At 60.9% G+C, this 24,503-nt stretch carries 20 protein-coding genes and 1 riboswitch; of the genes, 9 read left to right on the plus strand and 11 right to left on the minus strand.

What is annotated here, in order from left to right:
- Positions 1–109: 109 nt before the first annotated feature.
- The 5 genes from HBH25_RS16370 to tkt all read right to left on the minus strand — a co-directional run bounded on the left by HBH25_RS16370 (position 110) and on the right by tkt (position 4,927).
- Entirely contained in the window at positions 110–313 is a 204-nt protein-coding gene (locus HBH25_RS16370; protein ID WP_168085006.1) for a hypothetical protein, read from the minus strand.
- A gap of 62 nt (positions 314–375) precedes the next feature.
- A complete protein-coding gene (locus tag HBH25_RS16375) occupies positions 376–615 on the minus strand; it encodes a hypothetical protein (RefSeq protein WP_168085007.1) in 240 nt (79 codons plus the stop codon).
- Positions 616–621: 6 nt separating this feature from the next.
- A complete protein-coding gene (locus tag HBH25_RS16380) occupies positions 622–1,785 on the minus strand; it encodes a phosphoglycerate kinase (RefSeq protein ID WP_168085008.1) in 1,164 nt (387 codons plus the stop codon).
- 4 nt (positions 1,786–1,789) lie between these two features.
- Positions 1,790–2,854, minus strand: a complete 1,065-nt coding sequence (epd, locus tag HBH25_RS16385) for an erythrose-4-phosphate dehydrogenase (protein WP_168085009.1) — start codon at positions 2,852–2,854, stop codon at positions 1,790–1,792.
- 75 nt (positions 2,855–2,929) lie between these two features.
- Positions 2,930–4,927, minus strand: a complete 1,998-nt coding sequence (gene tkt / locus HBH25_RS16390; RefSeq protein ID WP_168085010.1) for a transketolase — start codon at positions 4,925–4,927, stop codon at positions 2,930–2,932.
- 177 nt (positions 4,928–5,104) lie between these two features.
- Between tkt and HBH25_RS16395 the strand changes: the two genes are divergently transcribed.
- From HBH25_RS16395 to HBH25_RS16410, 4 genes are all read left to right on the plus strand, one after another.
- Complete coding sequence (locus tag HBH25_RS16395; protein WP_168085011.1) at positions 5,105–6,100, plus strand: ArsR/SmtB family transcription factor; 996 nt, start codon at positions 5,105–5,107, stop codon at positions 6,098–6,100.
- A gap of 21 nt (positions 6,101–6,121) precedes the next feature.
- Entirely contained in the window at positions 6,122–7,312 is a 1,191-nt protein-coding gene (metK, locus tag HBH25_RS16400) for a methionine adenosyltransferase (RefSeq protein WP_168085012.1), read from the plus strand.
- Between the two features lie 97 nt (positions 7,313–7,409).
- Positions 7,410–9,161 (plus strand): NAD-dependent DNA ligase LigB, encoded by a 1,752-nt coding sequence (ligB, locus tag HBH25_RS16405; protein ID WP_229631940.1) that lies wholly within the window; start codon positions 7,410–7,412, stop codon positions 9,159–9,161.
- A complete protein-coding gene (locus HBH25_RS16410) occupies positions 9,158–9,553 on the plus strand; it encodes a DUF1090 domain-containing protein (protein WP_168085014.1) in 396 nt (131 codons plus the stop codon). Before ligB ends, HBH25_RS16410 begins: the two co-directional genes overlap by 4 nt.
- A gap of 7 nt (positions 9,554–9,560) precedes the next feature.
- On the opposite strand, the gene HBH25_RS16415 is transcribed toward HBH25_RS16410, so the two are convergent.
- On the minus strand, positions 9,561–9,947 hold the full coding sequence (locus tag HBH25_RS16415) for an MAPEG family protein (protein ID WP_168085015.1): 387 nt from the start codon (positions 9,945–9,947) through the stop codon (positions 9,561–9,563).
- 367 nt (positions 9,948–10,314) lie between these two features.
- Positions 10,315–10,719: an acyl-CoA thioesterase gene (locus HBH25_RS16420; protein WP_168085016.1), complete on the minus strand. Its 405-nt coding sequence runs from the start codon at positions 10,717–10,719 to the stop codon at positions 10,315–10,317.
- A 122-nt stretch (positions 10,720–10,841) separates the two neighbouring features.
- Positions 10,842–10,956, plus strand: a riboswitch (S-adenosyl-L-homocysteine riboswitch).
- Positions 10,957–10,978: 22 nt separating this feature from the next.
- On the opposite strand from HBH25_RS16420, the gene ahcY reads away from it, so the two are divergent.
- The 3 genes from ahcY (at position 10,979) to rhlE2 (ending at position 15,558) form a co-directional block, all read left to right on the plus strand.
- The gene (ahcY, locus tag HBH25_RS16425; protein WP_168085017.1) at positions 10,979–12,388 is read left to right on the plus strand and encodes an adenosylhomocysteinase; all 1,410 of its coding nucleotides are present in this window, start codon (positions 10,979–10,981) and stop codon (positions 12,386–12,388) included.
- 94 nt (positions 12,389–12,482) lie between these two features.
- Positions 12,483–13,331 (plus strand): methylenetetrahydrofolate reductase [NAD(P)H], encoded by an 849-nt coding sequence (gene metF / locus HBH25_RS16430; RefSeq protein WP_168085018.1) that lies wholly within the window; start codon positions 12,483–12,485, stop codon positions 13,329–13,331.
- A gap of 331 nt (positions 13,332–13,662) precedes the next feature.
- Positions 13,663–15,558 (plus strand): RNA helicase RhlE2, encoded by a 1,896-nt coding sequence (gene rhlE2, locus HBH25_RS16435; RefSeq protein WP_168085019.1) that lies wholly within the window; start codon positions 13,663–13,665, stop codon positions 15,556–15,558.
- Between the two features lie 76 nt (positions 15,559–15,634).
- Here rhlE2 and HBH25_RS16440 read toward each other — a convergent pair whose 3' ends face one another.
- Positions 15,635–16,234: a YceI family protein gene (locus tag HBH25_RS16440; RefSeq protein ID WP_168085020.1), complete on the minus strand. Its 600-nt coding sequence runs from the start codon at positions 16,232–16,234 to the stop codon at positions 15,635–15,637.
- A 38-nt stretch (positions 16,235–16,272) separates the two neighbouring features.
- Entirely contained in the window at positions 16,273–16,824 is a 552-nt protein-coding gene (locus HBH25_RS16445; RefSeq protein ID WP_168085021.1) for a cytochrome b, read from the minus strand.
- 239 nt (positions 16,825–17,063) lie between these two features.
- Here HBH25_RS16445 and HBH25_RS16450 point away from each other — a divergent pair, with 239 nt between their 5' ends.
- Positions 17,064–18,470, plus strand: coding sequence for an adenosylmethionine--8-amino-7-oxononanoate transaminase (locus HBH25_RS16450; protein WP_168085022.1), 1,407 nt, complete (start codon positions 17,064–17,066; stop codon positions 18,468–18,470).
- Between the two features lie 57 nt (positions 18,471–18,527).
- Positions 18,528–19,256 carry a 16S rRNA (uracil(1498)-N(3))-methyltransferase gene (locus HBH25_RS16455; protein ID WP_168085023.1) on the plus strand — a complete coding sequence of 243 codons (729 nt, stop codon included), beginning with the start codon at positions 18,528–18,530 and terminating at the stop codon, positions 19,254–19,256.
- Here the strand turns inward: HBH25_RS16455 and HBH25_RS16460 are convergent.
- Together HBH25_RS16460 and HBH25_RS16465 are read right to left on the minus strand one after the other, a co-directional pair.
- Positions 19,243–19,707 carry a CheW domain-containing protein gene (locus HBH25_RS16460; protein WP_168085024.1) on the minus strand — a complete coding sequence of 155 codons (465 nt, stop codon included), beginning with the start codon at positions 19,705–19,707 and terminating at the stop codon, positions 19,243–19,245. The two genes, HBH25_RS16455 and HBH25_RS16460, sit on opposite strands and share 14 nt — an antisense overlap.
- Positions 19,700–24,502: a hybrid sensor histidine kinase/response regulator gene (locus HBH25_RS16465; protein ID WP_168085025.1), complete on the minus strand. Its 4,803-nt coding sequence runs from the start codon at positions 24,500–24,502 to the stop codon at positions 19,700–19,702. Before HBH25_RS16465 ends, HBH25_RS16460 begins: the two co-directional genes overlap by 8 nt.
- Position 24,503: the final 1 nt, after the last annotated feature.

Consider the following 24,503-nt stretch of genomic DNA (forward strand, 5'->3'; position numbering starts at 1 on the left):
GGCCATCATTCAGCCCGGGGGTATACACAGGGCCTGTTCCAAGCCCTGGCCAATCTGATTCTGAATAACAGCCAACGGCAACGGCCCTGCGCAAGCGAGGCCGGCCAGGTTACTGCGACCCGCAATCTTGCAGGTTGTTGCGACCTCCAGTCGGATCGCCGGTCGCATTGGTTTGTACACGCTGGTCATTCTGATTGCTGGGCACATTCACAGGTGCGGGGCTGAAGACCTCACAAGCGCTGCGTTCGCCACCGAACATCGAGCAACCGGACAATACGAGCAACGCACAGGCCAAAGCCAGAACAGGTTTCATGATCGTTTCCCTTTATTCACCAGGACGGTCCTAAAAAGACTCTGTCGTGGCCAGTTCGTTGCTCACGGGCAGGGTTTGGTGCCCTCTTCGGCCTCGGCATCGTAGCTGTCGAGTGCCTCTTGCCCCTGCCGTTTGTTGATCACAGGTGCGGTTTCTTCCATCCAACGGATACGCCAATTCTGCTCGGTGCATTTGGCGGCAGGTTCGGCACCCTCACCCTTCCCTCCAAAACCTGGGCTGGCATCATGGCTACAGGCCGCAAGCGCACCTAGCAGCATCAGTAGCAGAGCGCTGCGGGCCATGGCCAATTAGCCTTTTGCACGCTGTTCGAGCATTTCAACGGCTGGTAATACTTTCCCTTCCACAAACTCAAGGAAGGCACCGCCGCCCGTAGAGATGTAGGAGATCTGGTCCGCAATGCCATACTTGTCGATCGCGGCCAGGGTATCGCCACCCCCTGCAATGGAAAACGCCGGGCTTTCAGCAATGCCTTTGGCCAGCACCTTGGTACCGTTACCGAACTGATCGAATTCGAAAACACCCACCGGGCCGTTCCACAGGATGGTCTTCGCGCTTTTCAGCAACGCTGCAAACTGGTCAGCCGTCTTCGGGCCAATGTCCAGAATCATGTCGTCGTCGGCAACGTCAGCGATGGCCTTCACGGTAGCCTGTGCTGATTCGGCGAATTCCTTGGCCACTACCACGTCAACCGGCAGCGGTACGTTGACCTTGGCAGCAATGGCACGCGCGGTATCTAGCAGGTCGGGCTCATACAGGGATTTGCCGACCTTATGGCCTGCCGCTGCCAGGAAAGTATTGGCAATGCCTCCCCCTACGATCAACTGGTCACATACTGTGCTCAGGCTATTGAGCACATCGAGCTTGGTCGAAACCTTCGAGCCCGCCACAATGGCGGCCATCGGCTTGGCTGGCGCCTTCAAGGCCTTGCCCAATGCGTCCAGCTCGGCAGCCAGCAGTGGGCCTGCGGCCGCTACCTCTGCAAACTTTGCTACGCCATGGGTCGAGCCTTCGGCGCGGTGGGCGGTGCCAAAGGCGTCCATCACGAACACGTCGCAAAGTGCGGCGTATTTCTGCGCCAGCTCGTCTGCGTTCTTTTTCTCGCCCTTGTTGAAGCGCACGTTTTCGAACAGCACCACAGTGCCCGGCTCCACCGACACGCCATCGAGGTAATCCGAGACCAACGCCACGTCACGGCCCAAGGCTTTGCTCAGGTAGTCCGCCACAGGCTTGAGACTGTTCTCTGCCGAGAACTCGCCCTCGGTGGGGCGGCCCAGGTGCGAACACACCATTACGGCAGCGCCTTTTTCCAGCGCCAGCTTGATGGTTGGCAGCGAGGCGACAATGCGCGCATCGCTGGCCACCACGCCATCCTTGATCGGAACATTCAGGTCTTCGCGAATCAATACGCGCTTGCCCTGAAGGTCCAGGTCGCTCATTTTCAACACGGTCATGGTGTCAGTCCTTAGGCGTGTTCATTTTTGTAGTAGCGATGCCGAGGAAGTGGCCTGCGACATCCAGCATTCGATTGGCAAAACCCCATTCGTTGTCGAACCAAGCCAGCAAGTTGACCAGTCGAGGGCCAGACACACGGGTCTGGCTGGCATCGACAATGGCCGAATGTGGGTCATGGTTGAAATCACAACTGGCATGCGGCAGCTCGGTATAGGCCAGCAAGCCTCGCAAGGGCCCGCCTGTGGCGGCTTCGCGCAATAGCCGGTTGACTTCGTGCGCGGTGGTATCACGTGCCGTTTGCAAGGTGATATCCAGGCACGACACGTTGACGGTAGGCACGCGCACTGCTTTGGCCTGAATTCGGCCCGCAAGTTCCGGAAGCAGGCGCTCGATACCCCGTGCCAGCCCTGTCGACACAGGGATCACCGACTGAAACGCCGAACGCGTACGGCGCAGGTCTTCATGGTGGTAGGCATCGATCACCGGCTGGTCATTCATGGCCGAGTGTATGGTGGTGATGGAGGCGTATTCGATCCCAAACGCGGCATCCAGCAACCGCAGCAGCGGCACTGCACAGTTGGTAGTGCAGGAGGCATTGGACAGCAACCGCTCAGCACCGGTGAGGTGATGCTGATTGATGCCGTACACCACCGTGGCATCCACGGCTGTTTCACTGGCCATGGGCTGTGAAAACAGTACACGAGGGGCACCTGCGGCCAGGAAACGCTCACCGTCGGCCCGAGTGTGCCAAGCCCCAGAGCATTCCATGACCAGGTCCAGGTTCAGCGCAGCCCAGTCCACACCTTCGGGCGTGGCACTGCGCAATACACGCAGCCGGTCACCGTTGATGCGCAGGCAATCGCCATCAATGCCTACGTCACCTGGAAAACGGCCATGGGTGGAATCGAAACGAGTGAGGTATTCCAGGCTGGGCAGGTCGGCCAGGTCATTGAGCACGACCACTTCGATGCCAGCGCGATCACGGCGTTCGTAAAGCGCCCTCAGCACGCAACGGCCAATACGGCCGTAACCATTGAGGGCAACCCGGTAAGGGCGAGATAAGGGCATGGCGCGGTTTACACCTTGGCAGGCAGCACCGCCGCGGTGCCGCCCGTACCGGGCAGGCCGCGGCGGTGGGGCGGGTCAGTCTTCCAGGAGCTCGTTGGCGATGCCTACGATGTTGTCCACGGTAAAACCGAATTCCTCGAACAGCAGAGGAGCAGGGGCAGACTCACCAAAGGTGGTCATGCCTACGATGCGCCCTTCCAGGCCCACGTACTTGTACCAGAAGTCGGCGTGGGCAGCTTCGATGGCGATCCGCGCGGTCACTTCCAGCGGCAGCACCGCTTGCTTGTAGTCAGCGTCCTGTGCGTCGAACACGCTGGTGCTTGGCATGGACACCACGCGCACCTTGCGCCCGTCAGCCGTCAGCGCATCGGCAGCCAATACGGCCAGGCCTACTTCCGAACCCGTCGCAATCAGAATCAGCTCCGGCTCGCCAGCACAGTCCTTCAGTACATAACCGCCCTTGGCCACATTGGCCAATTGCTCGGCGTCACGGGGCTGATGGGTGAGGTTCTGACGGGAGAAGATCAGCGCCGACGGGCCGTCGTTGCGTTCAAGTGCGTGCTTCCAAGCAATGGCCGACTCTACGGCATCTGCTGGGCGCCAGGTATCCAGGTTCGGCGTGCAACGCAGGCTGGCGAGCTGCTCGATAGGCTGGTGTGTAGGACCGTCTTCGCCCAGGCCGATGGAGTCGTGGGTGAACACATACAGCACGCGCTTCTTCATGAGCGCAGACATGCGCACAGCGTTGCGGGCGTACTCCATGAAGATCAGGAAGGTGGCACCATACGGCACGAAGCCGCCATGCAGGGCAATGCCGTTCATGATGGCGCTCATGCCGAATTCGCGAACGCCGTAGTACAGGTAGTTGCCTGCAGCGTCCTCGGCACTGATGCCCTTGCAGCCTTTCCACAGCGTAAGGTTGGAGCCGGCCAGGTCGGCACTGCCGCCCAGGAGTTCGGGCAGCAACGGGCCGAAGGCATTGAGGGTATTCTGGCTGGCCTTGCGGCTGGCAATGGTTTCACCCTTGGCCGCCAGTTGCTCGATGTAGGCATCGGCCTGCTTGGCGAAATCATCGGGCAGTTCACCACTGACGCGGCGGATCAGTTCGTTGGCCAGGTCTGGGTGCTCGGCCGAATACGCCGCGAAACGCTGGTCCCACTCGGCTTCTGCAGCCATGCCCTTCTCGCGGCAGTTCCACTCGCTGTAGATGTCCTCTGGGATCTCGAACGGCGCGTGGTTCCACTTCAGGTTGGCACGGGTAAGCGCGATCTCGTCCGCACCCAAGGGCGCGCCGTGGCACTCTTCCTTGCCCTGCTTGTTGGGCGAGCCGAAGCCAATGGTGGTCTTGCAGCAGATCAGCGTGGGCTGCTCGCTTTTACGGGCAGTGTCGATGGCTGTCTTGATTTCGTCTGAATCGTGGCCGTCTACATTGCGAATAACCTGCCAGCCATAGGCCTCAAAGCGCTTGGGCGTGTCATCGCTGAACCAGCCTTCCACTTCGCCATCGATGGAAATGCCGTTGTCGTCGTAGAACGCAATCAGCTTGCCCAGGCCCAGGGTACCGGCCAACGAGCACACTTCGTGGGAAATGCCTTCCATCATGCAGCCGTCGCCCATGAACACATAGGTGTTGTGGTCGACAATGTTATGGCCGGGCCGGTTGAACTGGGCCGCCAACGCCTTTTCGGCAATGGCGAAACCTACAGCATTGGCCAGGCCCTGGCCTAACGGGCCGGTGGTGGTTTCCACACCTGGTGTATAACCGTATTCCGGGTGGCCAGGCGTACGGCTGTGCAGCTGGCGGAAGTTCTTGAGATCATCAATGGACAGGTCGTAGCCAGTCAGGTGCAGCAACGAATACACCAGCATCGAGCCATGGCCGTTGGACATTACAAAACGGTCACGGTCCAGGAAGGCAGGGTTGGCCGGGTTGTGCTTGAGTACGTCGCGCCATAGCACTTCGGCTATGTCGGCCATTCCCATGGGGGCGCCGGGATGGCCGCTGTTGGCTTTCTGCACAGCATCCATGCTGAGGGCACGAATGGCGTTGGCACGCTCACGACGGCTGGGCATCGCTGATCTCCATTGAAGATGAAACTGCAAAGGCGGCATTTTCGCCCATGGTCGGTGCGCTCGCAATCAAAGATAGGCGGCCACCTGAATATTTCCCACTTAAGCGCTTCTCCAATATCAAAACTTTTTGATATTAACCTTGCGAGCCGATCAGGGCCGCACTAGACTTCGCTCCCTATGAGCCTTCGCGTACCGTCCATTCGCCATGAACCTGCCGATGACCTGGCCAGCCTGTGCAAAGCCGGGGGCGATCCGTTGCGCCTGAATATCCTGCGAGCATTGGCTAACGATTCGTTTGGCGTACTGGAGCTTGCGCAAATCTTCGACATCGGCCAATCCGGTATGAGCCACCACCTCAAGGTGCTGGCGCAAGCCGGGCTGGTCGCCACGCGCCGTGAAGGCAATGCCATTTTCTACCGCCGCAGCCTGCCAGCGGACCACCGCACCGGGCGGCGCTTGCACGGCGCATTGCTTGAAGAAGCAGACAGCCTGGCGCTACCGGTTGAGGCTCAGCAGCGCATGGCCGAGGTCGAGCGCCAGCGTGCCACCGCCAGCCAGGTCTTTTTCTCACGTGTTGCCGACCGTTTCCGCGCCCAGCAGGATTTGATTGCCGGGCTGCCCCAGTACCGGGAAAGCCTGCTGGCGTTACTTGACACCTTGGTGATAGAGCCCGGCGCTACGGCACTGGAAGTGGGGCCGGGGGATGGAGGGTTTCTACCAGACCTCGCCCGCCGCTTCAGCCAGGTGACCGCTATGGACAACAGCTCGGAAATGCTGGAGCTGGCGCGCCAGCTGTGCCTACGGGAAGGTCTAGGCAATGTCGACCTGCGGCTGGACGATGCCTTGGGCGACACGGTACTGAGCGCCGACTGCGTAATCGTGAACATGGTGCTACACCATTTCGTTGACCCTGCCCAAGCCGTAAGGCAACTGGCAGCGCGGGTGAACCCAGGTGGTAGCCTGCTTGTCACCGAATTGTGTAGCCATGACCAGGATTGGGCCAGGACGGCCTGCGGAGATCTCTGGTTAGGTTTTGAACAGGAAGAACTGGCCCGCTGGGCCACCGCTGCGGGGCTTCACCCCGGGGATGGGCTCTATGTGGGCCTACGTAACGGTTTCCAGATACAGGTCCGCCATTTCCGGCGGCCGGCTGGCAACACTCTTCATCGGTAATTTTTTCAGGAAGCCGTCGACATGAGCGAATACTCCATTTTCACCTCCGAGTCTGTGTCTGAAGGGCACCCGGACAAGATCGCCGACCAGATTTCCGATGCGGTGCTGGACGCCATCATCGCGGAAGACAAACACGCCCGGGTCGCGTGCGAAACCCTGGTCAAAACCGGCGTGGCAATCATTGCTGGCGAAGTCAGCACGTCGGCTTGGGTCGATCTGGAAGAGATCGTGCGTAAGGTCATCATCGACATTGGCTACAACAGCTCCGATGTGGGGTTCGATGGCGCGACCTGCGCTGTGATGAACATTATCGGCAAGCAGTCGGTAGACATCGCCCAAGGTGTTGACCGCAGCAAGCCTGAAGACCAGGGCGCCGGCGACCAGGGCCTGATGTTCGGCTACGCCAGCAACGAAACCGATGTACTGATGCCAGCCCCCATCCGCTTCTCTCACGCGTTGGTGGAGCGCCAGGCCGAGGCGCGTAAATCCGGCCTGCTGCCGTGGCTGCGCCCGGACGCGAAGTCCCAGGTCACCTGCCGCTACGAAAACGGCCGCGTGACAGGTATCGACGCCATTGTGCTGTCTACCCAGCACAACCCTGAGGTCAAATACAGTGACCTGCGCGAAGGCGTGATGGAACTGATCGTCAAGCACAGCCTGCCTGCCGAACTGCTGCACAAAGACACTCAATACCACATCAACCCCACCGGCAACTTCATCATTGGTGGCCCTGTGGGCGACTGTGGCCTCACTGGCCGCAAGATCATCGTCGATACTTACGGCGGCATGGCTCGCCACGGTGGTGGTGCGTTCTCCGGCAAGGACCCGTCCAAGGTCGACCGCTCGGCCGCCTATGCTGGCCGCTATGTCGCCAAGAACATCGTGGCCGCCGGCCTGGCCGACCGCTGCGAGATTCAAGTGTCCTACGCCATCGGCGTGGCTCAGCCTACCTCCATCTCGCTGAACACCTTTGGCACCGGCAAGCTGGCGGACGAGAAGATCATTCAACTGGTGCGCGAGCACTTCGACCTTCGCCCATATGCCATCACCCGCATGCTAGACCTGCTGCACCCCATGTACCAGGCGACTGCCGCCTATGGCCACTTTGGCCGCAACCCGTATGAAATGACCGTAGGTGATGACACCTTCACCGCGTTCACCTGGGAGCGGACAGACCGTGCCGATGCGTTGAAGGCGGCGGCAGGGTTGTAAGCGCCGAGCTGGAAACACTTGGAAAAGGCCTCCCCACCGCGGGAGGCCTTTTTCGTTCTAGGCTACGTGACTCCTCGTTTGAGCAAGGATGCTCACTATGCGGTTTTCTCCTTCGTGGCTCGGCAGCCTGGCACTGCTGGTTGTTTCCTCTGCCTGGGGATGCCCCGATTGGCGACCGGACCAGGCGGCAACGCGCGTTCAAACCCTTCAACGCCAGGTGGATGAGTGGAACCGGGCGTACCACCGCGACGGCGTCTCGGTGATCGCCGATGAGCTGTATGACCAAGCGCTTGAGCGGCTTGGCCTATGGCAAGCATGCTTCCCACAAAGCAGGGCGCCCGCATTGAACGCAACGGCCAGCGCCACCGGCCCCATTCCCCACCCTACCCCTCACACCGGCGTTGCCAAACTCATAGACGCAGGCGATGCCAAAGCCTGGCTGGCTGCGCGCGAGGAGGTGTGGGTGCAGCCTAAAGTGGACGGCGTGGCAGTCACTGTGATCTACAAGCGCGGGCAGCTTACTCAAGTCATCAGCCGTGGCGATGGTACGCACGGCCATGACTGGACTGCCAATGCCCGGCATATTCCCGGCTTGCCGGCCACATTACCTCAGCCTCGCGACCTGGAACTGCAGGGCGAGGTCTACGTGCGCCTTGATAACCATGTGCAGGCTCAGGCAGGCAGCCGAAATGCACGCAGCCAGGCGGCTGGGCTGCTGGCGCGCCGCGAGCTGCCTGAAAGCGATGCCAGCCAATTGGGCTTCTTTCCCTGGGACTGGCCCAAAGGCCCTGGCACTCAGGCCGAGCGGCTTGCTGACCTGTCCAGGCTCGGTTTTCCAGACCCGCACGCCTATAGCCACCGAGTACATAGCGTCGAAGACGCCAGCCACTGGCGTGACCGCTGGTACAACAGCCCTCTGCCCTTCGCCACGGACGGCATTATCCTGCGCGACAGCCACCGCCCGGCAGCACACCGCTGGAAAGCACAAGCACCTTACTGGATCGCGGCCTGGAAATACCCTGTGCGCAGCGTGTTGGCGGAGGTGCGGAACATCACGTTCGAGGTAGGCAGAACCGGGCGAATCACCCCCGTATTGGAACTGCACCCGGTTCGCCTGGACGACCGCGTGGTCAAACGTACCAGCCTGGGCTCACTACGGCGCTGGCAAGCCTTGGATGTGCAACCTGGCGATCAGGTCTCGCTGGAGCTGGCCGGGTTGACCATTCCCCGGCTGGGGGAAGTGGTGTGGCGCAACCCATTGCGTACACCGGTGCAAGCTCCGGACCCGGGCCGCTACAACGCCCTCTCGTGCTGGCAACCTGTCGAAGGCTGCCGTAGCCAATACCTGGCCCGCCTTCAATGGCTCAGCCACCCCGAGACGCTGGGCCTTGCTCATATGGGCAAAGGCACTTGGGCGCGCCTTCTGGATGCAGGGCTGCTGCCTACGCTGCACAGCTGGCTTACGCTGGATGTAGCCGCCCTGGCGGCAGTGGACGGTATCGGCCCCCGTTCTGCCCAGCGAATTGCCGAAAGTTTTGCAAACGCCCGGAAAAAACCTTTCGGACACTGGCTTAAAGCGATGGGCGTGCCCCCTATGGGAAGCGCGGCTACCGTTGGTAGCTGGGCGGCACTGGTAAACCGCGACGCGGCACAGTGGGTCAAGGAAACCGGCATCGGCAGCACCCGAGCCGCCAGGTTAGTGGCCTTTTTCCATCATCCACCTGCAAGGGAAATGGCGGCTGCATTGCACCAGTTGGAGGTCGATGGGTTTGTGGAAGGATTTGAACTTCACCCGGACATCCGTTCCAATGGGCGCGAATTCCGCCCTATTTCTCCGGAGACCTCATGAAAGTTCTGCTTACCCTGGCCATCGCGTTCGGCGCCGTGGCTCAGCCGGTGCTTGCCGCTACCCTAGACGACGACACTGAACTCAAAGGGTGTGCTGCCAAGGAACAGCAGGTGACCGAGCAGATCGACCGTGCTCGTGCGGCTGGCAATGCCAACCAGCTGGAAGGGCTACAAATCGCCTTGGGCGAGCTGCAGGCCAACTGCAACGATGAGAGCCTGCAAAAGGCACGCGAGAAAAAAGTACTCGATGCCAAGCGTGAGGTGAGCCAGCGCCAGGCTGACCTTGACAAGGCCATGAGCAAAGGCGACCCGGACAAGATCAACAAGCGCAAGGACAAGCTGGCCGAATCCCGCAAGGAACTGCAGGAAGCGGTAGACGAGCTAGACAAGTGACAGCCACTCAGGCCGCCACACAGAACAGCGCGACGATGATGCCTACCCCTAAAAACCATACGGCAGAGCGCAACCGCGCAAGGTCGGCCAGGTAACACAGGACATAGGCCACTCGGCTGGCCACGTATACCAGGGCAAGGGTATCGAGCGTGCCTTGCTGAGCGCCTCCAGCCAAGTGAGCAATGATCACCGCCGCTGCAAATGCAGGCGCAGCTTCAAAGCCATTGAGTTGCGCTGCATTGGCGCGCCGGGCCATGCCTTGCTGCTGGTCCAGCCAGGCGCGTGGGTCGCGGTTGGCCGCAGGCCCGAAACGGTCACCCACTATTTTGGCTATTACCGTGCACACGTATGGCAACAGGATGACAATCAGTACACACCAGTAAGCAAGGGTCATTGCGGCCTCGACATGGGTTATCAGGCTGATAGGTACAGCCAGTATGCCTCAACCTGATGTCGGCAAAGGTACGAAAACCGTGTGTTCAATAGCGATCTGCGCTGGCGCCTGGGTATTCATGCACGCATCGCGTTTGTAAGGGGGCGGCTTTGCAATCGACGAGTGGAGGTTTTCTCGCAGGGCGTGATTGCGCCTCGAAATCGCTGTTGGTCAGCCCAGAGGTACACCCTGCGGCCAGTAGCAAAGGAAGTAGCAGTTTGAGCATGGCAGACGGCCTCGGCATGGAAAGGCGTTAGTGTTCCCGAACCATTTCCAGGCGAAAGCCGGCCATTTCCTATTATCGCGTAGGGCAGTTCCTGAAGCTGCGTCAGCCACCCAGCCCTTCCTCCCCAAACTGGTCCTTGATGTAGCGAATCGCGGTACGGCCATGGGGTGCAGGCAGGCCGTCTTCGCCCAGGTTAACGAATACCAGCTTGTCCACAGTGAGGATGCTCTTGCGGGTGATCTTGTTACGTACTTCACACGTCAACGTAATGGACGTGCGCCCGAATTCGGTGGCCGTGATGCCCAGCTCGATGATGTCACCCTGTCGAGATGCGCTGACGAAATTGATTTCCGAAATGTACTTGGTGACCACGCGCTGGTTGCCCAACTGCACAATGGCATAGATGGCCGCCTCCTCGTCGATCCAGCGCAGCAGGCTGCCACCGAACAGGGTGCCGTTGGGGTTGAGGTCCTCAGGCTTGACCCATTTGCGAGTGTGGAAATTCATAGGTGCCTCCGCTAGCCAGGAATGGCTCGAACATTAGCATGGCAGAGGGGTTCGACACCCACCCCACCACCCTATATACTGTTCAACGTTTGACCGCCCGCTGCTTGCGGGCGTCCCGCCACCCACCCGAGGGGCGCTGCAGCAGGTCATCCTGTCAGGCTCGGTTGGGGCGTTAGCATGGCCGGCGAAGGTTCGGCCCCGGGCACTTGCCCGAACGCACAACGGCGCCCATTCGCCTACTACGAATGGAGACTCATCAATGAGTGCTGTACTGACGCCTGCCGATTTTTCCGATTACAAAGTTGCCGACATGTCCCTTGCTGCCTGGGGCCGTCGCGAAGTCATCATCGCCGAATCCGAAATGCCCGCACTCATGGGCATTCGCCGCAAATACGCGGGCGAGCTGCCGCTCAAGGGCGCTAAAATCCTGGGCTGCATCCACATGACCATCCAGACCGCCGTGCTGATCGAAACCCTGGTAGCCCTGGGTGCCGAAGTACGCTGGTCGTCTTGCAACATCTTCTCTACCCAGGACCAGGCCGCTGCTGCCATTGCTGCCGCCGGCATCCCTGTGTTCGCCTGGAAGGGTGAAACCGAAGCTGAATACGAATGGTGCATCGAGCAGACCATCCTCAAGGACGGCCAGCCTTGGGACGCCAATATGGTGTTGGACGACGGCGGCGACCTTACCGAAATCCTGCACAACAAATACCCTGCGGTGCTTGAGCGCATTCACGGTGTGACCGAAGAAACCACCACGGGCGTGCATCGCCTGCTGGACATGCTGGCCAAAGGCACGCTGAAGGTGCCGGCCATCAACGTGAACGATTCGGTTACCAAGAGCAAGAACGACAACAAGTACGGCTGCCGTCACAGCCTGAACGACGCCATCAAGCGCGGCACCGACCACTTGCTGTCCGGCAAGCAGGCCTTGGTGATCGGCTATGGCGACGTGGGCAAGGGCTCGGCGCAGTCCCTGCGTCAGGAAGGCATGATCGTACGGGTCAGCGAAGTGGACCCGATCTGCGCCATGCAAGCCTGCATGGACGGCTATGAAGTGGTTTCGCCGTTCAACAACGGCATCAACGATGGCACCCAGGCGTCGGTCAATGCCGACCTGCTGGGCCGTATCGACCTGCTGGTGACCACCACCGGTAACGTGAACGTGTGCGATGCCAATATGCTGCGTGCCCTGAAAAAGCGTGCGGTGGTATGCAACATCGGCCACTTCGACAATGAGATCGATACGGCCTTCATGCGCAAGAACTGGGCGTGGGAAGAGGTCAAGCCCCAGGTGCACAAGATCCACCGCACCGGTGCCGGCAGCTTCGACGCGCAAAATGACGATTACCTGATTCTGCTGGCCGAAGGCCGCCTGGTGAACCTAGGTAACGCCACTGGCCACCCAAGCCGGATCATGGACGGTTCGTTCGCTAACCAGGTGCTGGCGCAGATTCACCTCTTCGCGCAAAAGTTTGCAGACCTGTCGCCAGCCGACAAAGCCAAACGCCTTACGGTTGAAGTGCTGCCTAAAAAGCTAGACGAAGAAGTGGCACTGGAAATGGTCCGCGGTTTCGGCGGCGTAGTTACTCAACTAACGCCCAAGCAGGCCGAGTACATTGGTGTGACTGTTGAAGGTCCGTTCAAGCCAGACGCCTACCGTTACTGATAAGCGGCAAGCAGCAGGCAGCAGGCGGCGGTCTGGGTAACCGGGCGGCCCCTGCAGCCTGCTGTTTGCAGCCTTTTCCAGAAGAGCTGCCCCTATGCTTTCTACCGATAAAGCCTTCAGCTTCGAGTTCTTCCCCACGAAGACCGATGCAGGTCATGAAAAACTTCTTCAAGTAGCACGCCAACTGGCGGTGCATAACCCTGCGTTTTTCTCTTGCACTTATGGCGCTGGCGGGTCTACCCGTGATCGTACGCTGGACACGGTGTTGCAGCTGGAACGCGAGGTGCATGTTCCTGCGGCACCGCACTTATCGTGCGTAGGCGATAGCAAAGCCGAACTGCGCGATTTGCTGGCTACCTACCGTAATGCAGGGATCAAGCGCATCGTTGCCCTGCGTGGCGACCTGCCTTCAGGCATGGGCATGGCGTCCAGTGAATTGCGGCACGCCAATGACCTGGTGGAGTTCATTCGCACTGAAACCGGTGACCACTTCCATATCGAAGTGGCTGCCTACCCGGAGATGCACCCGCAGGCGCGTAACTTCGAGGAAGACCTGGCCAACTTTGCCCGCAAGGCCAAAGCCGGTGCCGACAGTGCAATCACCCAGTACTTCTTCAATGCCGAGAGCTATTTCTACTTTGTAGAGCGCGTGCAGAAGCTGGGCGTGGACATCCCGATCGTGCCGGGCATCATGCCTATCACCAACTACAGCAAGCTGGCGCGCTTTTCCGAAGCCTGCGGCGCCGAGATTCCTCGGTGGATTCGCAAGCAGCTGGAGGCCTACCACGACGACGCGGCAAGCATTCAAGCATTTGGCGAAGAAGTCATTACCCGCATGTGCGAGCAATTGCTCAAAGGCGGCGCGCCGGGCCTGCATTTCTATACCTTGAACCAGGCGCAAGCCAGCTTGGCGGTATGGCAGAACCTGGGGTTGTCGCGGTAAGCGCTTCTCCTGTTCACGGGCTATGCCGGAAGGCCGGCCCCCGCTTCTACAGTCACAAGCCCGTACGCTTCCTAGAAAAACCTTACCTTCTGGCAGGCAAATCACAGCGCAGCGTCAAGGCTCTGTTATACTCCGGCGTTCCCGCCAGGCTTACGCCCGGACGCCGGACCTCGCACTCCCTCTTCGCATGCCCGTGCCTTGGCTCTTGCCCCGGCAGCTCGCTGCGACACCTTGCGAGCGCCAGCAGTACCGGACGCGGTTGCGTCGATCTCCGCCCCGCGCCAGGCAAACGTTCCCTGGGCTCTAGCCCCCATTATGAACAGGATTGCCCATGTCCTTTGCTTCCCTCGGTCTCTCCGAGGCTCTAGTCCGCGCTATCGAAGCCGCTGGCTATACGCAGCCTACCCCCGTGCAACAGCGGGCTATTCCCGCCGTGTTGCAGGGCCGCGACCTGATGGTTGCCGCCCAGACGGGTACTGGCAAAACCGGCGGCTTTGCGCTGCCTATTCTGGAACGCCTGTTCCCCGCCGGCCATCCGGACAAATCCCAGCGTCATGGCCCTCGCCAACCTCGCGTACTGGTGCTTACCCCCACACGCGAACTGGCTGCACAGGTCCATGACAGCTTCCGCCTTTATGCACGCGACCTGAAGTTTGTCAGTGCCTGCGTTTTCGGTGGCGTGGGTGTAAACCCTCAGGTACAGGCCCTGGCCAAAGGCGTCGATGTGCTGGTGGCCTGCCCTGGCCGCTTGCTGGACCTGGCCGGCCAAGGCAGCGTGGACCTGAACCACGTTGAAATCCTGGTACTGGACGAAGCCGACCGCATGCTTGACATGGGCTTTATCCATGACGTGAAGAAAGTGCTGGCGCGCTTGCCGGAAAAACGCCAGAACCTGCTGTTCTCGGCCACCTTCTCCAAGGACATCACTGACCTTGCAGAAAAGCTGCTCCACAACCCCGAGCGCATTGAGGTTACCCCGCCCAATACCACAGTGGAGCGCATCGAACAGCGCATCTATCGCATTGGCGCCAGCCATAAGCGTGCACTGTTGGCGCACCTGATTACCCAAGGTGCCTGGGAACAGGTCTTGGTATTCACCCGCACCAAGCATGGCGCTAACCGCCTCGCCGAATACCTGGAAAAGCACGGCCTTACCGCCGCTGCCATCCATGGCAACAAAAGCCAGAATGCACGTACCAAGGCCCTGGCAGACTTCAAGGCCAGTACAGTGCGCGTACTGGTCGCCACCGACATCGCCGCTCGCGGCCTGGACATCGACCAGTTGCCCCACGTGGTGAACTTCGAACTTCCCAACGTTGAGGAAGACTACGTTCACCGCATTGGCCGTACAGGCCGCGCCGGGCGTAATGGTGAGGCCATCTCGTTGGTTGCGCCCGACGAAGAGAAGCTGCTTAAGAGCATTGAACGTATGACCCGGCAGAAGATTGCCGACGGTGACCTGATGGGCTTTGATGCAAGCACCATCGAAGCCGAAAAGCCCGAGACTCGGGAACGGCAGCCGGCCAACAAGCCACGTGGTGGGCGAGAAGCACGCGCAGACAAACCTGCCAACGGTGGGCGCAGGGACAAAGGCAAGGACAAAGGCACCAGCAAGCCACGGGAAAAAACGGCGGGTGAGCGCAGTGAGAACCGTGGTGAGCCGCGTGCATCCACCCCGCGTGAGCCAGGCAACCGCCCCGCGCGTGGTCGCCAGCCTCAACGCCCTGTATCCGCTGGCGCAGCAGTAGCCGAGCTGGGCAACCGCGACCCGGAAACCTTCCTGGACGACGACGTCGATAACTTCGGTAACCGTGCGGATTACGTAAGCCCGTATCAGGGCAAGGGCCAGGGCCGTAATCGCCGCCCAGGTACCGCTACAGGCCAGGCAGCAACAGCAGCGCCAACGGGGCAGGCACCTCGGCGCAATGCTTCAGCCACGCCGCGTACCCAGGGTGATGGCGCGAAGCGCAACGGCCCACGTAATAACGGTTCGCAGGGTGCAGGCGCTGGCCAGAACCGCCGCGACAACTCACGCAACCGTCGCCCACGGGATGAAGGCAATACACCGGCGGTAACCGAAGCACGGCGCGAAGCCCCTAAACCCAAGATCATCATGAAAGAGTCCAAGCTGGACCGTACCTTGACGGCCGAGCAACTCGATGACTTGCAGAACCGGGCCAAGACGGGTGAAAAGCCTGCGCTGCTGACGCGTCGGAGTGAAGCGTGACGGAACTAGCCGTCCGGTAATAAAAAAACGCCGCGCTCCCTAGAAGGAACGCGGCGTTTTTTATGACATAAACACCTTACTTCTTCTGCACACCTTCGAACACGAAGTACAGCTCAACAGTATCGGACTGCGGGCCCAGGTCCATGGTCTTGGGTGCAAAGTCCTTGCGGTTGATGCTGGTGGTGCCTTCGAAACCTGCGCGGTAGCCGCCCCATGGGTCCTTGCCCTCACCCAGGAAGGTCGCCTTGATTACGACGGGCTTGGTCACGCCCTGCAGCGTCAGGTCGCCCGTCACGTCAGCAGTTACCTTGCCATCGGCATTCTTACCGGTGGTTTTTACGCTGGTGGATTTGAAGGTCGCTTCCGGGTATTTAGCAACGTCCAGGAAGTCCTTGCTGCTGATGTGCTTGTCACGCTCAGCGTGGTTGGTGAACACGCTGGCCGTCTTCAGGGTCACGTCGATCTTGCTGTCTTCCGGCTTGGCGGCGTCGAAGCTGAAGTTGCCGTCGAAGTCCTTGAACGTACCGGTGATGAAGCTGTAGCCCAAGTGGCTGATCTTGAAGTTGACGAAGGCGTGCTGGCCTTCCTTGTCGATGTGATAGTCAGCAGCCATAGCCTGGCCAGCGGTCAAACCTGCGGTTGCAAGGGCCAGCGCGGCCAGCGTGTGTTTCAGCATTTTTTCAGTTCCTTTGCAGTAAGTACGGTACAGGGTAGTCAAGCGCGACGACCTAGCATGCGCACCAAGGTGGCATCTTTGTCGATGAAATGGTGTTTGAGAGCGGCTAGCCCATGCAGCACGGCGAACGTTACCAAGGCCCAGGCCAGGTAGAGGTGGATGTCCCCTGCCCGCTCGGCCTGGTTTTCGATACCGCTGAACACGGCAGGCACTTGAAACAGCCCGAATACTGAAATACCTACCCCGTCTGCGGTAGAAATCAGGTAGCCCGTCAGCATTACCAGAAAGATGTCCAAGTACAGGAACGCGTGAACAGCGACGGCAGCGATCCGGGTAGGCTTGGCCTGGTTGGCTGTTGGCGGCGGCGGTGGGCTTGCAACACGCCATATCACACGCAGCACCATAAAGAAGAACAGCACCAGGCCAATGCTCTTGTGGAGTTCCGGGCCGGCCTTGCGCCAGGGGTCGTAGTAACCCAGGCCTACCATCCACAAGCCCAAGGCAAACATACCGAACACGGCCAATGCCACGCCCCAGTGCAAGAACATGCTAACTGCGCCATAACGTGAAGGTGAATTGCGAAGCTGCATGGCAGCGCCCTCAGAAAACGTAAGAGAAGATTAACCGCTTACCTATCGAAAAAAAGCGAATTTTTTCGCTTTGAACTATCGAAGCCGGCGATAGGAATTATCCGGCTGTGGCGTTAAGGCAAAGTTAATCGGGCTTAGCCCTGCCGCTTGGCATTGGCAGTTGCCCCATGGGCAGGCATTGCATAGGCTTGCGCATCATTTTTTATAAGCCCCGTTCGCGGCGGCGTGGAGTCAGCAGCATGAGCCTGAACCAGCAGTGGATAGACAGAGACCTGGCCGTACTATGGCATCCCTGTACGCAAATGAAAGACCATGAGCGCTTGCCATTGATCCCGATCAAGCGGGGTGAAGGCGTATGGCTTGAAGACTTCGACGGCAAGCGTTACATCGACGCTGTTAGCTCGTGGTGGGTAAACGTGTTTGGCCATGCCAACCCGCGCATCAACCAACGCATCAAAGACCAGGTGGACCAGCTTGAACATGTGATTCTGGCCGGCTTCAGCCATGCGCCGGTGATCGAGCTATCCGAACGCCTGGTCAATATCACGCCCCAGGGGCTGGACCGCGTGTTCTACGCGGACAATGGCTCGTCCTGCATCGAAGTCGCGCTCAAGATGAGCTTTCACTACTGGCTCAACCGCGGCCAGCCCGGCAAGAAGCGCTTCGTGACCCTGACCAACAGTTACCATGGCGAAACCATCGCCGCCATGTCCGTAGGTGACGTGCCGCTGTTCACTGAGACCTACAAGGCCCTGCTGCTCGATACCCTTAAGGTCCCGAGCCCGGACTGCTACCTGCGGCCTGAGGGCGTCAGCTGGGAAGCGCATTCGCGCACGATGTTCCAGGCCATGGAACGCACCCTGGCCGAACACCACGCCACCATTGCCGCTGTGATCATCGAGCCGCTGATTCAAGGCGCCGGTGGCATGCGCATGTATCACCCGGTGTACCTCAAGCTGCTGCGCGAAGCCTGTGACCGCTACGGTGTGCACCTGATTCACGACGAGATTGCCGTAGGCTTCGGCCGCACCGGCACTCTGTTTGCGTGCGAGCAGGCGGGTATCCGCCCAGACTTTCTCTGCCTGTCCAAGGCCCTGACGGGCGGCTACCTGCCATTGGCAGCCTGCCTTACCACAGAGGATGTGTATCAGGCGTTCTACGACGACTACTCCACTCTGCGCGCTTTCCTGCATTCCCACAGTTACACCGGCAACCCGCTGGCCTGTGCAGCGGCGCTGGCCACCTTGGACATTTTCGAGCAGGACAACGTCATCGAGCGCAACCAGGCCCTGGCGCAGCGCATGGGTGATGCAACGGCCCACCTGGCAAGCCATCCCCATGTGGCAGAAGTGCGCCAGACCGGCATGGTGCTGGCTATCGAGATGGTGAAAGACAAGGCCACTCGCCAGGCGTACCCCTGGCAAGAGCGACGCGGCCTTCAGGTATTCGAGCATGCCCTGACACGGGGTGCCCTGTTGCGCCCGCTGGGCAGCGTGGTGTATTTCCTGCCGCCCTACATCATTACGCCCGAGCAGATCGACTTCCTGGCCGAAGTCGCCGCTGAAGGCATTGACCTGGCCACACGCGAGCGGGCGCCGGTGAGTGTAGCGCAGGGCCTGCACCCGAATTTCCGGGACCCTGGCTAACCACAGGGCCAGTGAAACACTCGCTTTCTTTACTATTTGTGTTGGACGATCTAGCCCATGAGACTTTCCCGCTTCTTTGTCGACCTGCCACTAGCGATGGGTGAACACCACCTTCCCGAGGCCCAGGCTCATTACATCGGCCGCGTATTGCGCCTGGCCGAAGGGGATCGCGTGCAGCTGTTCAATGGCGAGGGGCAGGAGTACCTGGCTACCTTAATGCAGGTTGGCAAGAAAACGGTGAGCGTGCAGGTGGATGAGGTATTACCCGGCTTGCCGGAGTCGCCCTTGCACATTCACCTGGGCCAAGGCCTGAGCCGAGGTGAACGCATGGATTGGGCCATTCAGAAAGCGACTGAGCTAGGCGTAAACGAGCTGACCCCTATTGTCAGTGAGCGCTGCGAGGTCCGGCTCAAGGACGAGCGGGCAGACAAGCGCCTAGCCCACTGGCGGCAGGTTGCAATCAGTGCCTGCGAGCAAAGCGGGCGGTCAACCGTCCCCGTGATTCACCCACCTCTGCCACTTACTGAATGGCTGGCTCAGTGCAAGGCCGACCTGAAACTGGTCCTGCACCCGGTCTCTGCGCCTTGGGGCAGCCACCCGGCGCCAGGCTCCCTGGCCTTTCTGATCGGCCCCGAAGGCGGCCTCAACGACGCGGAAGTACATCAGGCACAGGGCGCAGGCTTCCACCCTGCCCGGCTGGGCCCACGGGTGTTGCGTACTGAAACCGCGCCGGTGGTGGCGCTGGCACTGGCGCAGCAGCTATGGGGTGATTTCAACCCGAACTGAAGCGCCCGCGCATGATGATGTCGGCCAGGCCATCCAGGTCTGGCACGCGGGCGACCTCATTGCCAGCCACCACGGCGGCCAGTTCCAGCGACGCCAGCGGTACGTCGATGTAGCTCAGTTGGCTGTCCACGCGCAGCGTGCGGGGTATGCCCTGCATCAGCAGTGCATAGAAGGGCAAGGCGTCACCTACACCGTGCATGACGGCGATGCGCACCCGCTCCCCCCAGGGCAGGGTTTGGCCACACGCGGCTTCGAAACTCACCAAAGGCAATTCACGCCCGCGCCAAGGGACATCGCCCAAGTCCCAAGGGGCTGTTACACCGGCAGGCACACCTAGGCGATAGCCGATCAGTTCAGCGACCGCTACATCGGGCACAATCAACTGCCGATCGGCCAGGGGCAATAGCAGCGTGCTCAAGGCGTCACGACGGGAAAACGCGCGCTCAGGCATGCTTGCTGCTCCAGAAGCGAATCAGGTGCAGCAACTGCGACTCCTGGTAGGGCTTGCCAAGAAACTCGCTTACCCCCAAGGCCATGGCGCGCTGGCGGTGCTTTTCGCCTGTGCGTGAGGTGATCATGATGACAGGGATACTGGCCAGCCGTGCGTCGGCACGCAGCTTGCTGACCAACTCGAAGCCATCCATACGTGGCATTTCAATGTCCACCAGCAGCACATCGGGCAGGTGGTCCACCAGCACCTGTAAGGCTTCCACACCGTCGCGTGCAGTGATTACGCGCATACCATGGCGCTCAAGCAAGCGGCTGGTGACCTTTCGCACCGTCACTGAGTCGTCCACCACCATGGCCAGCAGAGGTTTTGTGGGCGGTGAAACGTACCGGGTTGCCGGGGCTGCGGCAGCCCAGGGGCGCAGGTGCGAGGCTCGAATCTGCGCAAGTGGGTCCAGAATCAGCACCACGCGCCCGTCGCCTAGAATGGTGGCGCCCGTGAGCCCCGGCACTGCGGCGAACTGCGGACCCAAGCTTTTCACCACAATTTCCCGGGACCCCACCAAGGCATCCACATGCAGAGCCACCTGGTGATCCGGCGCACGTACCAGCAGCAGAGGCTGTGGAATACCCCCTTCCAGTGGCGAAGGGCGGGGCGTAAGGCCCAGCACGTCGCCGAGGTAGCGCAGGTCATACGACAGCTGTGCATAGCGGTAGCGCGGCTGCGCCCCGTGATAAGCTGCTTCCAGTTCTTCCGTGGCCACCCGCACAATGCCTTCGATGCTGTTGAGAGGGACCGCGAACAGTTGCTCGCCACACTGCACCATCAGCGCGCGGTTGATGGACACGCTGAACGGCAGATGAATCACAAAGCGTGCACCGCTGCCGGCATGGCTATCGATGCTCATGCTTCCACCCAACTGCTTTACCTCTTCATGCACCACGTCCATACCCAGGCCACGGCCTGAAATCTGCGTGATCTTCTGCGCGGTGGAAAACCCTGGCTGAAGAATGAACTGAAGCACATCGTGGTCACGCAGGTCGCTGTCGGGGCTAAGCAAACCCCGCTTGATGGCTTTTTCACGGACAGCCGCTAGTGGAATACCGGCACCGTCATCGCTCATCTCGATCACAATCTCGCCGCCTTCATGGGCGACGCGCAAGGCAATCAGCCCTCGCGCTGGCTTACCGGCGGCAAGCCGCCTTTGCGCACTTTCAAGGCCGTGATCGATGGCGTTGCGAAGCATGTGCTCCAAAGGCGCAATCATCCGCTCCAATACGGTACGGTCCATTTCCACTTCGGTGTCAGTGGATTCGAACAGTACGTCCTTGCCCAACTCCTCAGCCACCTGGCGCACAATGCGCTGCAAGCGTGGGAGCACGCGAGAGAAGGGCACCATGCGTGTGCGCATCAGCCCTTCTTGCAGCCCTGAGCAAATACGCGCCTGCTGGGCAAGCAGGGCCTGGGCTTCGTGGTTGCGCGCGGCGAGGGTTTCCTTCAGGTCGGACAGGTCCGATACCGCTTCGAGCAGCGCTCGGCTGAGTTCGCGCAGGTGGGTCTGGCGTTCAAGTGCCAGAGGATCGAAGGCATCCTCGGCACCCGACGAGGCCTGGCGCCCGGCAGGCGGTTGCAGCGTGTCGCTGTCCAGCCGGATCAACTGGTCACGCATACGGGTAAGGGTGGTCTCCATCTCCAGCATGGCGGCCTGACCATCGTTCACCTGCTGCTCCACACGCCCTCGGGTGATGGACGCCTCACCGGCCAGGTTAGCCAGGTCTTCCAGGGTTTGCGCTGCCACTTTTATCTGGTCAGTGCCGCCCCGCTCCGACAGTGCTGTCAGGTCGGCTATAGCAGGGCGTGACGGCTCACGCAGCGGTGGCAGAATTCGGCTGCCATAGCCTTGCACGGCATCGAGCAGGGTGAAGTCTACCGGTGCAGGTTCGCCAGAGCGCACAGTATCAAGCATCAGCGCAAGACGATCGTGCCCCTTGTGCAACAACTTGAACAGTGCGGGCGCAGGTTGCAGCTCACCGGCCGATACTCGCTCGTAGAGGGTTTCCAGCTCATGGGCCAAGTCGCCCACCGGCCCCACCTCGGCCATGCGCGCGCCCCCTTTGAGCGTATGCAGGTCACGCAGCAGGTTCTCCACTTCCAGGGCGTTGCCAGGCTCCGCTTGCCAGCGGGCCAGAGCGGCGCCCGCGCTTTCGATCAAGTCAGCGCCTTCATCCAGAAAGACCTCCAGCAGCTCACGCTCGCTGGCGCGGACTGCTTCCTCTCCTGATGTCAGCGTATCCTCATTCGGCAGGGGCAAGGGCGCGGTCAGTTCGCTTAACCAAACGTCCAAGGGCAGCACGTCAGGGCGTGCGTCTGCCAAGTGGGCCAACCATTGGTGCAACCGCAGGTGTGCCTGGCGCGCGCGCCCATCCTCATCTTTGCCACCATTGGCGTGCAGTACCCCGTAGAGCGCCCCCAAAGCGTCTGCATAGCCGCCCAGCGCGGATAGGCCTGCCAGCCGAGCGCCACCTGCCAGCGTGCGCAAGTCCCGCTCAAGCGCTACGAGCGCGCTCTCTCGCTGAGGATCTTGCAACCACACCCGGAGCGCTTCGTCGGCGCTTTCGAGGAGGTCGGCGGCTTCTTCAAGGAAGAAGGCGTGAAGCGCCTCTTCGGTAGCCTTACCGCCTGTGGGTACAGGCAAGGCCCGCCCGGCGAGCGGGTCCACAGATGAGCTGCCTACAGCGCCCAGTGCTGAGGGATCTAGCGCATGCTCCAGCCAGTGCTGCAAGCAAGCCACGGCCTCCGGCCGCGCATGCACGTCCTGGCCCGCTGCCAGTTCGTCGAACATGTCATAAAGTGCCTGGTGTGCCCGCTCGGCATCATTGAGCACTGCCGGTGACGCGGCGAGGCTGGCCTCTTCGATAGCACCGTAAAGGTCGAGCAACGCCTCGCATAGCCTGTCCATGGCCGGAACCGCAGCCCCGTGTACCTGTTCTGCCAGGCTATCGAGCGTGCCCAGCAATGCTGGAAGGCCAGTGTAGGGGCCTGGCTTTTGCCGCCAGGCCGTCAAGTGCGCTTGCGCATCGTCCAGATGGTCGATGCCTTCGATCAGCAGTCGCCGGCGTACGTGCTGTGCCTCTGTGTCAGGGTCGGCTACCTCCAGGTTTGCAGGCGTCTGTGACAACAGCGTATCGACCTGCTCAGCCAATGTGGACGTATCCGTAATGCACTCAGGCGTATGGCGCCCCACCTGCTCAAGGCTTTGCTCCAGCAATGCCAGCGCACTGCTCAGCACGTCCAGCTCTGCTTGGCCGAAGGCGCGACGCCGTGCGTGAAACTCTTTGCACAGACGGTACACCGGTGCCGCCATCTCGCCCATGCGTACCACGCCTGCCATGAATGCGCTGCCCTTGAGCGTATGCAATGCACGTTGCAAGGCGTCGGTCACCACTGCCGGAGCGGTGGCCTTGCGCAGAAACCCTCGGAGAATTTCCAGGTAGGTGCGCGCCTCATGGTAGAAGATATCAAGCAGCTGTGTATCCAGCGGCGCGTCCTCCAGCAACGCCGTGCCAGGAGCGACGCTGTCGGCCATGTGCGGGGGCTGCTTGGCAGCAAGCCCGTCCAGGGCATGGCGGGCACTGGCCAACAACGCTTCTTCGGCCTCGCGTGGGTCTACCATCCAGCGGCGCAGCATCCACTCGATCGCACACAGCGCGTCGGCCAGTGTTTCAAGTACACCCTGGGGCGGGGGTTGAACGGCAGGCAGCAGGTGCTCGTGCACGTAGCTTTCAAGGGCACCGATCAGCGTCAATAGCGCTTCCGGGCGTACCATGGCCAGCGCGCCACGCAGCTCAAGCAACTGCGCAGGAATGGCCACTAGCCGTTCTGCTGCCCACCCACCGTCCACGCATTCGCTGATGGACTGCTCGATACGCTCCAACGCCGTCAGGCCTTCCTCAATGGCCAGGTGATGAATACGCTCAAGCTCTGTGGGCGGGATTTGCGCCGCGCCTGGCACTAGGTCTTCAGGGCCCACCATACCGGACAAGGTACTTTCTACATAAAGCAGTGCCCCACCAACGTCCATGACGGCTGACGTGTCGGCCGGCTGTTCACCGTTCGCAAGGCTGTGGATTGTCCCCATCTGATCCAGGATCGTACGGCGGGGCTGCTGGAACCCCAACACCGCTAGGGCATCGGCAATTCGCCGCAACGACGGTGCAATGGCAGCAAGTGCGCTGCCATCATGCGGGCTGCCTTGGAGGTACTGGTCTAGCCGAGCCTTGTTTCTTGACAGTTCCTCGCACAGTGCCGCGATCAGTGGCCCGAGCCCTGCGCGGTCCGGGGTAACGGCGGGCATGCTTCGAGCCGGCTCATGTGGCGCAGGCAATCCCATGAGGCGTGTGAGGTCGTCACTGGACAGAGGCGGCTCACCCAAGGTACCGCGCACTTCATTGAGCCAGGGCTGCAGCAACAGTGGCAGGTCGTGGCGCGCAGTAGCCACCCTGTCCAGGTAGCCGGGCAAGCGGTCGATCAGGTGGCGCAAGGCGTCAATAGAGGCAGCCGACGGCTGCGGCAAACTCGCCAGCCGCTCCAGGTCACAGGCAAGCCGCGCAGCGCCAGGAAAATTCACGAACCCCAAGGCAGCCACCACCCCGTGCAGGGCCTTGGCGCACGCTTCAAGGCCCTGCACCCCTGGCGCTACCTCCAAGGCCTGCCGGGCCTCGGCCAAGGTTGCCGCCAGTTCCGGCCTGAGCCATTGCAGGCCAACCACATCGGCACGCCCTTCCCGGTCCAGGTTCATT

The sequence above is a fragment of the Pseudomonas quercus genome, assembly GCF_012033695.1.
Classification (GTDB): domain Bacteria; phylum Pseudomonadota; class Gammaproteobacteria; order Pseudomonadales; family Pseudomonadaceae; genus Aquipseudomonas; species Aquipseudomonas quercus.

What these genes read in the sequence shown, in the direction of transcription:
- HBH25_RS16370 (WP_168085006.1), bottom strand. Translation starts at nt 313, where the DNA reads ATGAAACCTGTTCTGGCTTTGGCCTGTGCGTTGCTCGTATTGTCCGGT.
- HBH25_RS16375 (WP_168085007.1), bottom strand. Translation starts at nt 615, where the DNA reads ATGGCCCGCAGCGCTCTGCTACTGATGCTGCTAGGTGCGCTTGCGGCC.
- HBH25_RS16380 (WP_168085008.1), bottom strand. Translation starts at nt 1,785, where the DNA reads ATGACCGTGTTGAAAATGAGCGACCTGGACCTTCAGGGCAAGCGCGTA.
- epd (WP_168085009.1), bottom strand. Translation starts at nt 2,854, where the DNA reads ATGCCCTTATCTCGCCCTTACCGGGTTGCCCTCAATGGTTACGGCCGT.
- tkt (WP_168085010.1), bottom strand. Translation starts at nt 4,927, where the DNA reads ATGCCCAGCCGTCGTGAGCGTGCCAACGCCATTCGTGCCCTCAGCATG.
- HBH25_RS16395 (WP_168085011.1), top strand. Translation starts at nt 5,105, where the DNA reads ATGAGCCTTCGCGTACCGTCCATTCGCCATGAACCTGCCGATGACCTG.
- metK (WP_168085012.1), top strand. Translation starts at nt 6,122, where the DNA reads ATGAGCGAATACTCCATTTTCACCTCCGAGTCTGTGTCTGAAGGGCAC.
- ligB (WP_229631940.1), top strand. Translation starts at nt 7,410, where the DNA reads ATGCGGTTTTCTCCTTCGTGGCTCGGCAGCCTGGCACTGCTGGTTGTT.
- HBH25_RS16410 (WP_168085014.1), top strand. Translation starts at nt 9,158, where the DNA reads ATGAAAGTTCTGCTTACCCTGGCCATCGCGTTCGGCGCCGTGGCTCAG.
- HBH25_RS16415 (WP_168085015.1), bottom strand. Translation starts at nt 9,947, where the DNA reads ATGACCCTTGCTTACTGGTGTGTACTGATTGTCATCCTGTTGCCATAC.
- HBH25_RS16420 (WP_168085016.1), bottom strand. Translation starts at nt 10,719, where the DNA reads ATGAATTTCCACACTCGCAAATGGGTCAAGCCTGAGGACCTCAACCCC.
- ahcY (WP_168085017.1), top strand. Translation starts at nt 10,979, where the DNA reads ATGAGTGCTGTACTGACGCCTGCCGATTTTTCCGATTACAAAGTTGCC.
- metF (WP_168085018.1), top strand. Translation starts at nt 12,483, where the DNA reads ATGCTTTCTACCGATAAAGCCTTCAGCTTCGAGTTCTTCCCCACGAAG.
- rhlE2 (WP_168085019.1), top strand. Translation starts at nt 13,663, where the DNA reads ATGTCCTTTGCTTCCCTCGGTCTCTCCGAGGCTCTAGTCCGCGCTATC.
- HBH25_RS16440 (WP_168085020.1), bottom strand. Translation starts at nt 16,234, where the DNA reads ATGCTGAAACACACGCTGGCCGCGCTGGCCCTTGCAACCGCAGGTTTG.
- HBH25_RS16445 (WP_168085021.1), bottom strand. Translation starts at nt 16,824, where the DNA reads ATGCAGCTTCGCAATTCACCTTCACGTTATGGCGCAGTTAGCATGTTC.
- HBH25_RS16450 (WP_168085022.1), top strand. Translation starts at nt 17,064, where the DNA reads ATGAGCCTGAACCAGCAGTGGATAGACAGAGACCTGGCCGTACTATGG.
- HBH25_RS16455 (WP_168085023.1), top strand. Translation starts at nt 18,528, where the DNA reads ATGAGACTTTCCCGCTTCTTTGTCGACCTGCCACTAGCGATGGGTGAA.
- HBH25_RS16460 (WP_168085024.1), bottom strand. Translation starts at nt 19,707, where the DNA reads ATGCCTGAGCGCGCGTTTTCCCGTCGTGACGCCTTGAGCACGCTGCTA.
- HBH25_RS16465 (WP_168085025.1), bottom strand. Translation starts at nt 24,502, where the DNA reads ATGAACCTGGACCGGGAAGGGCGTGCCGATGTGGTTGGCCTGCAATGG.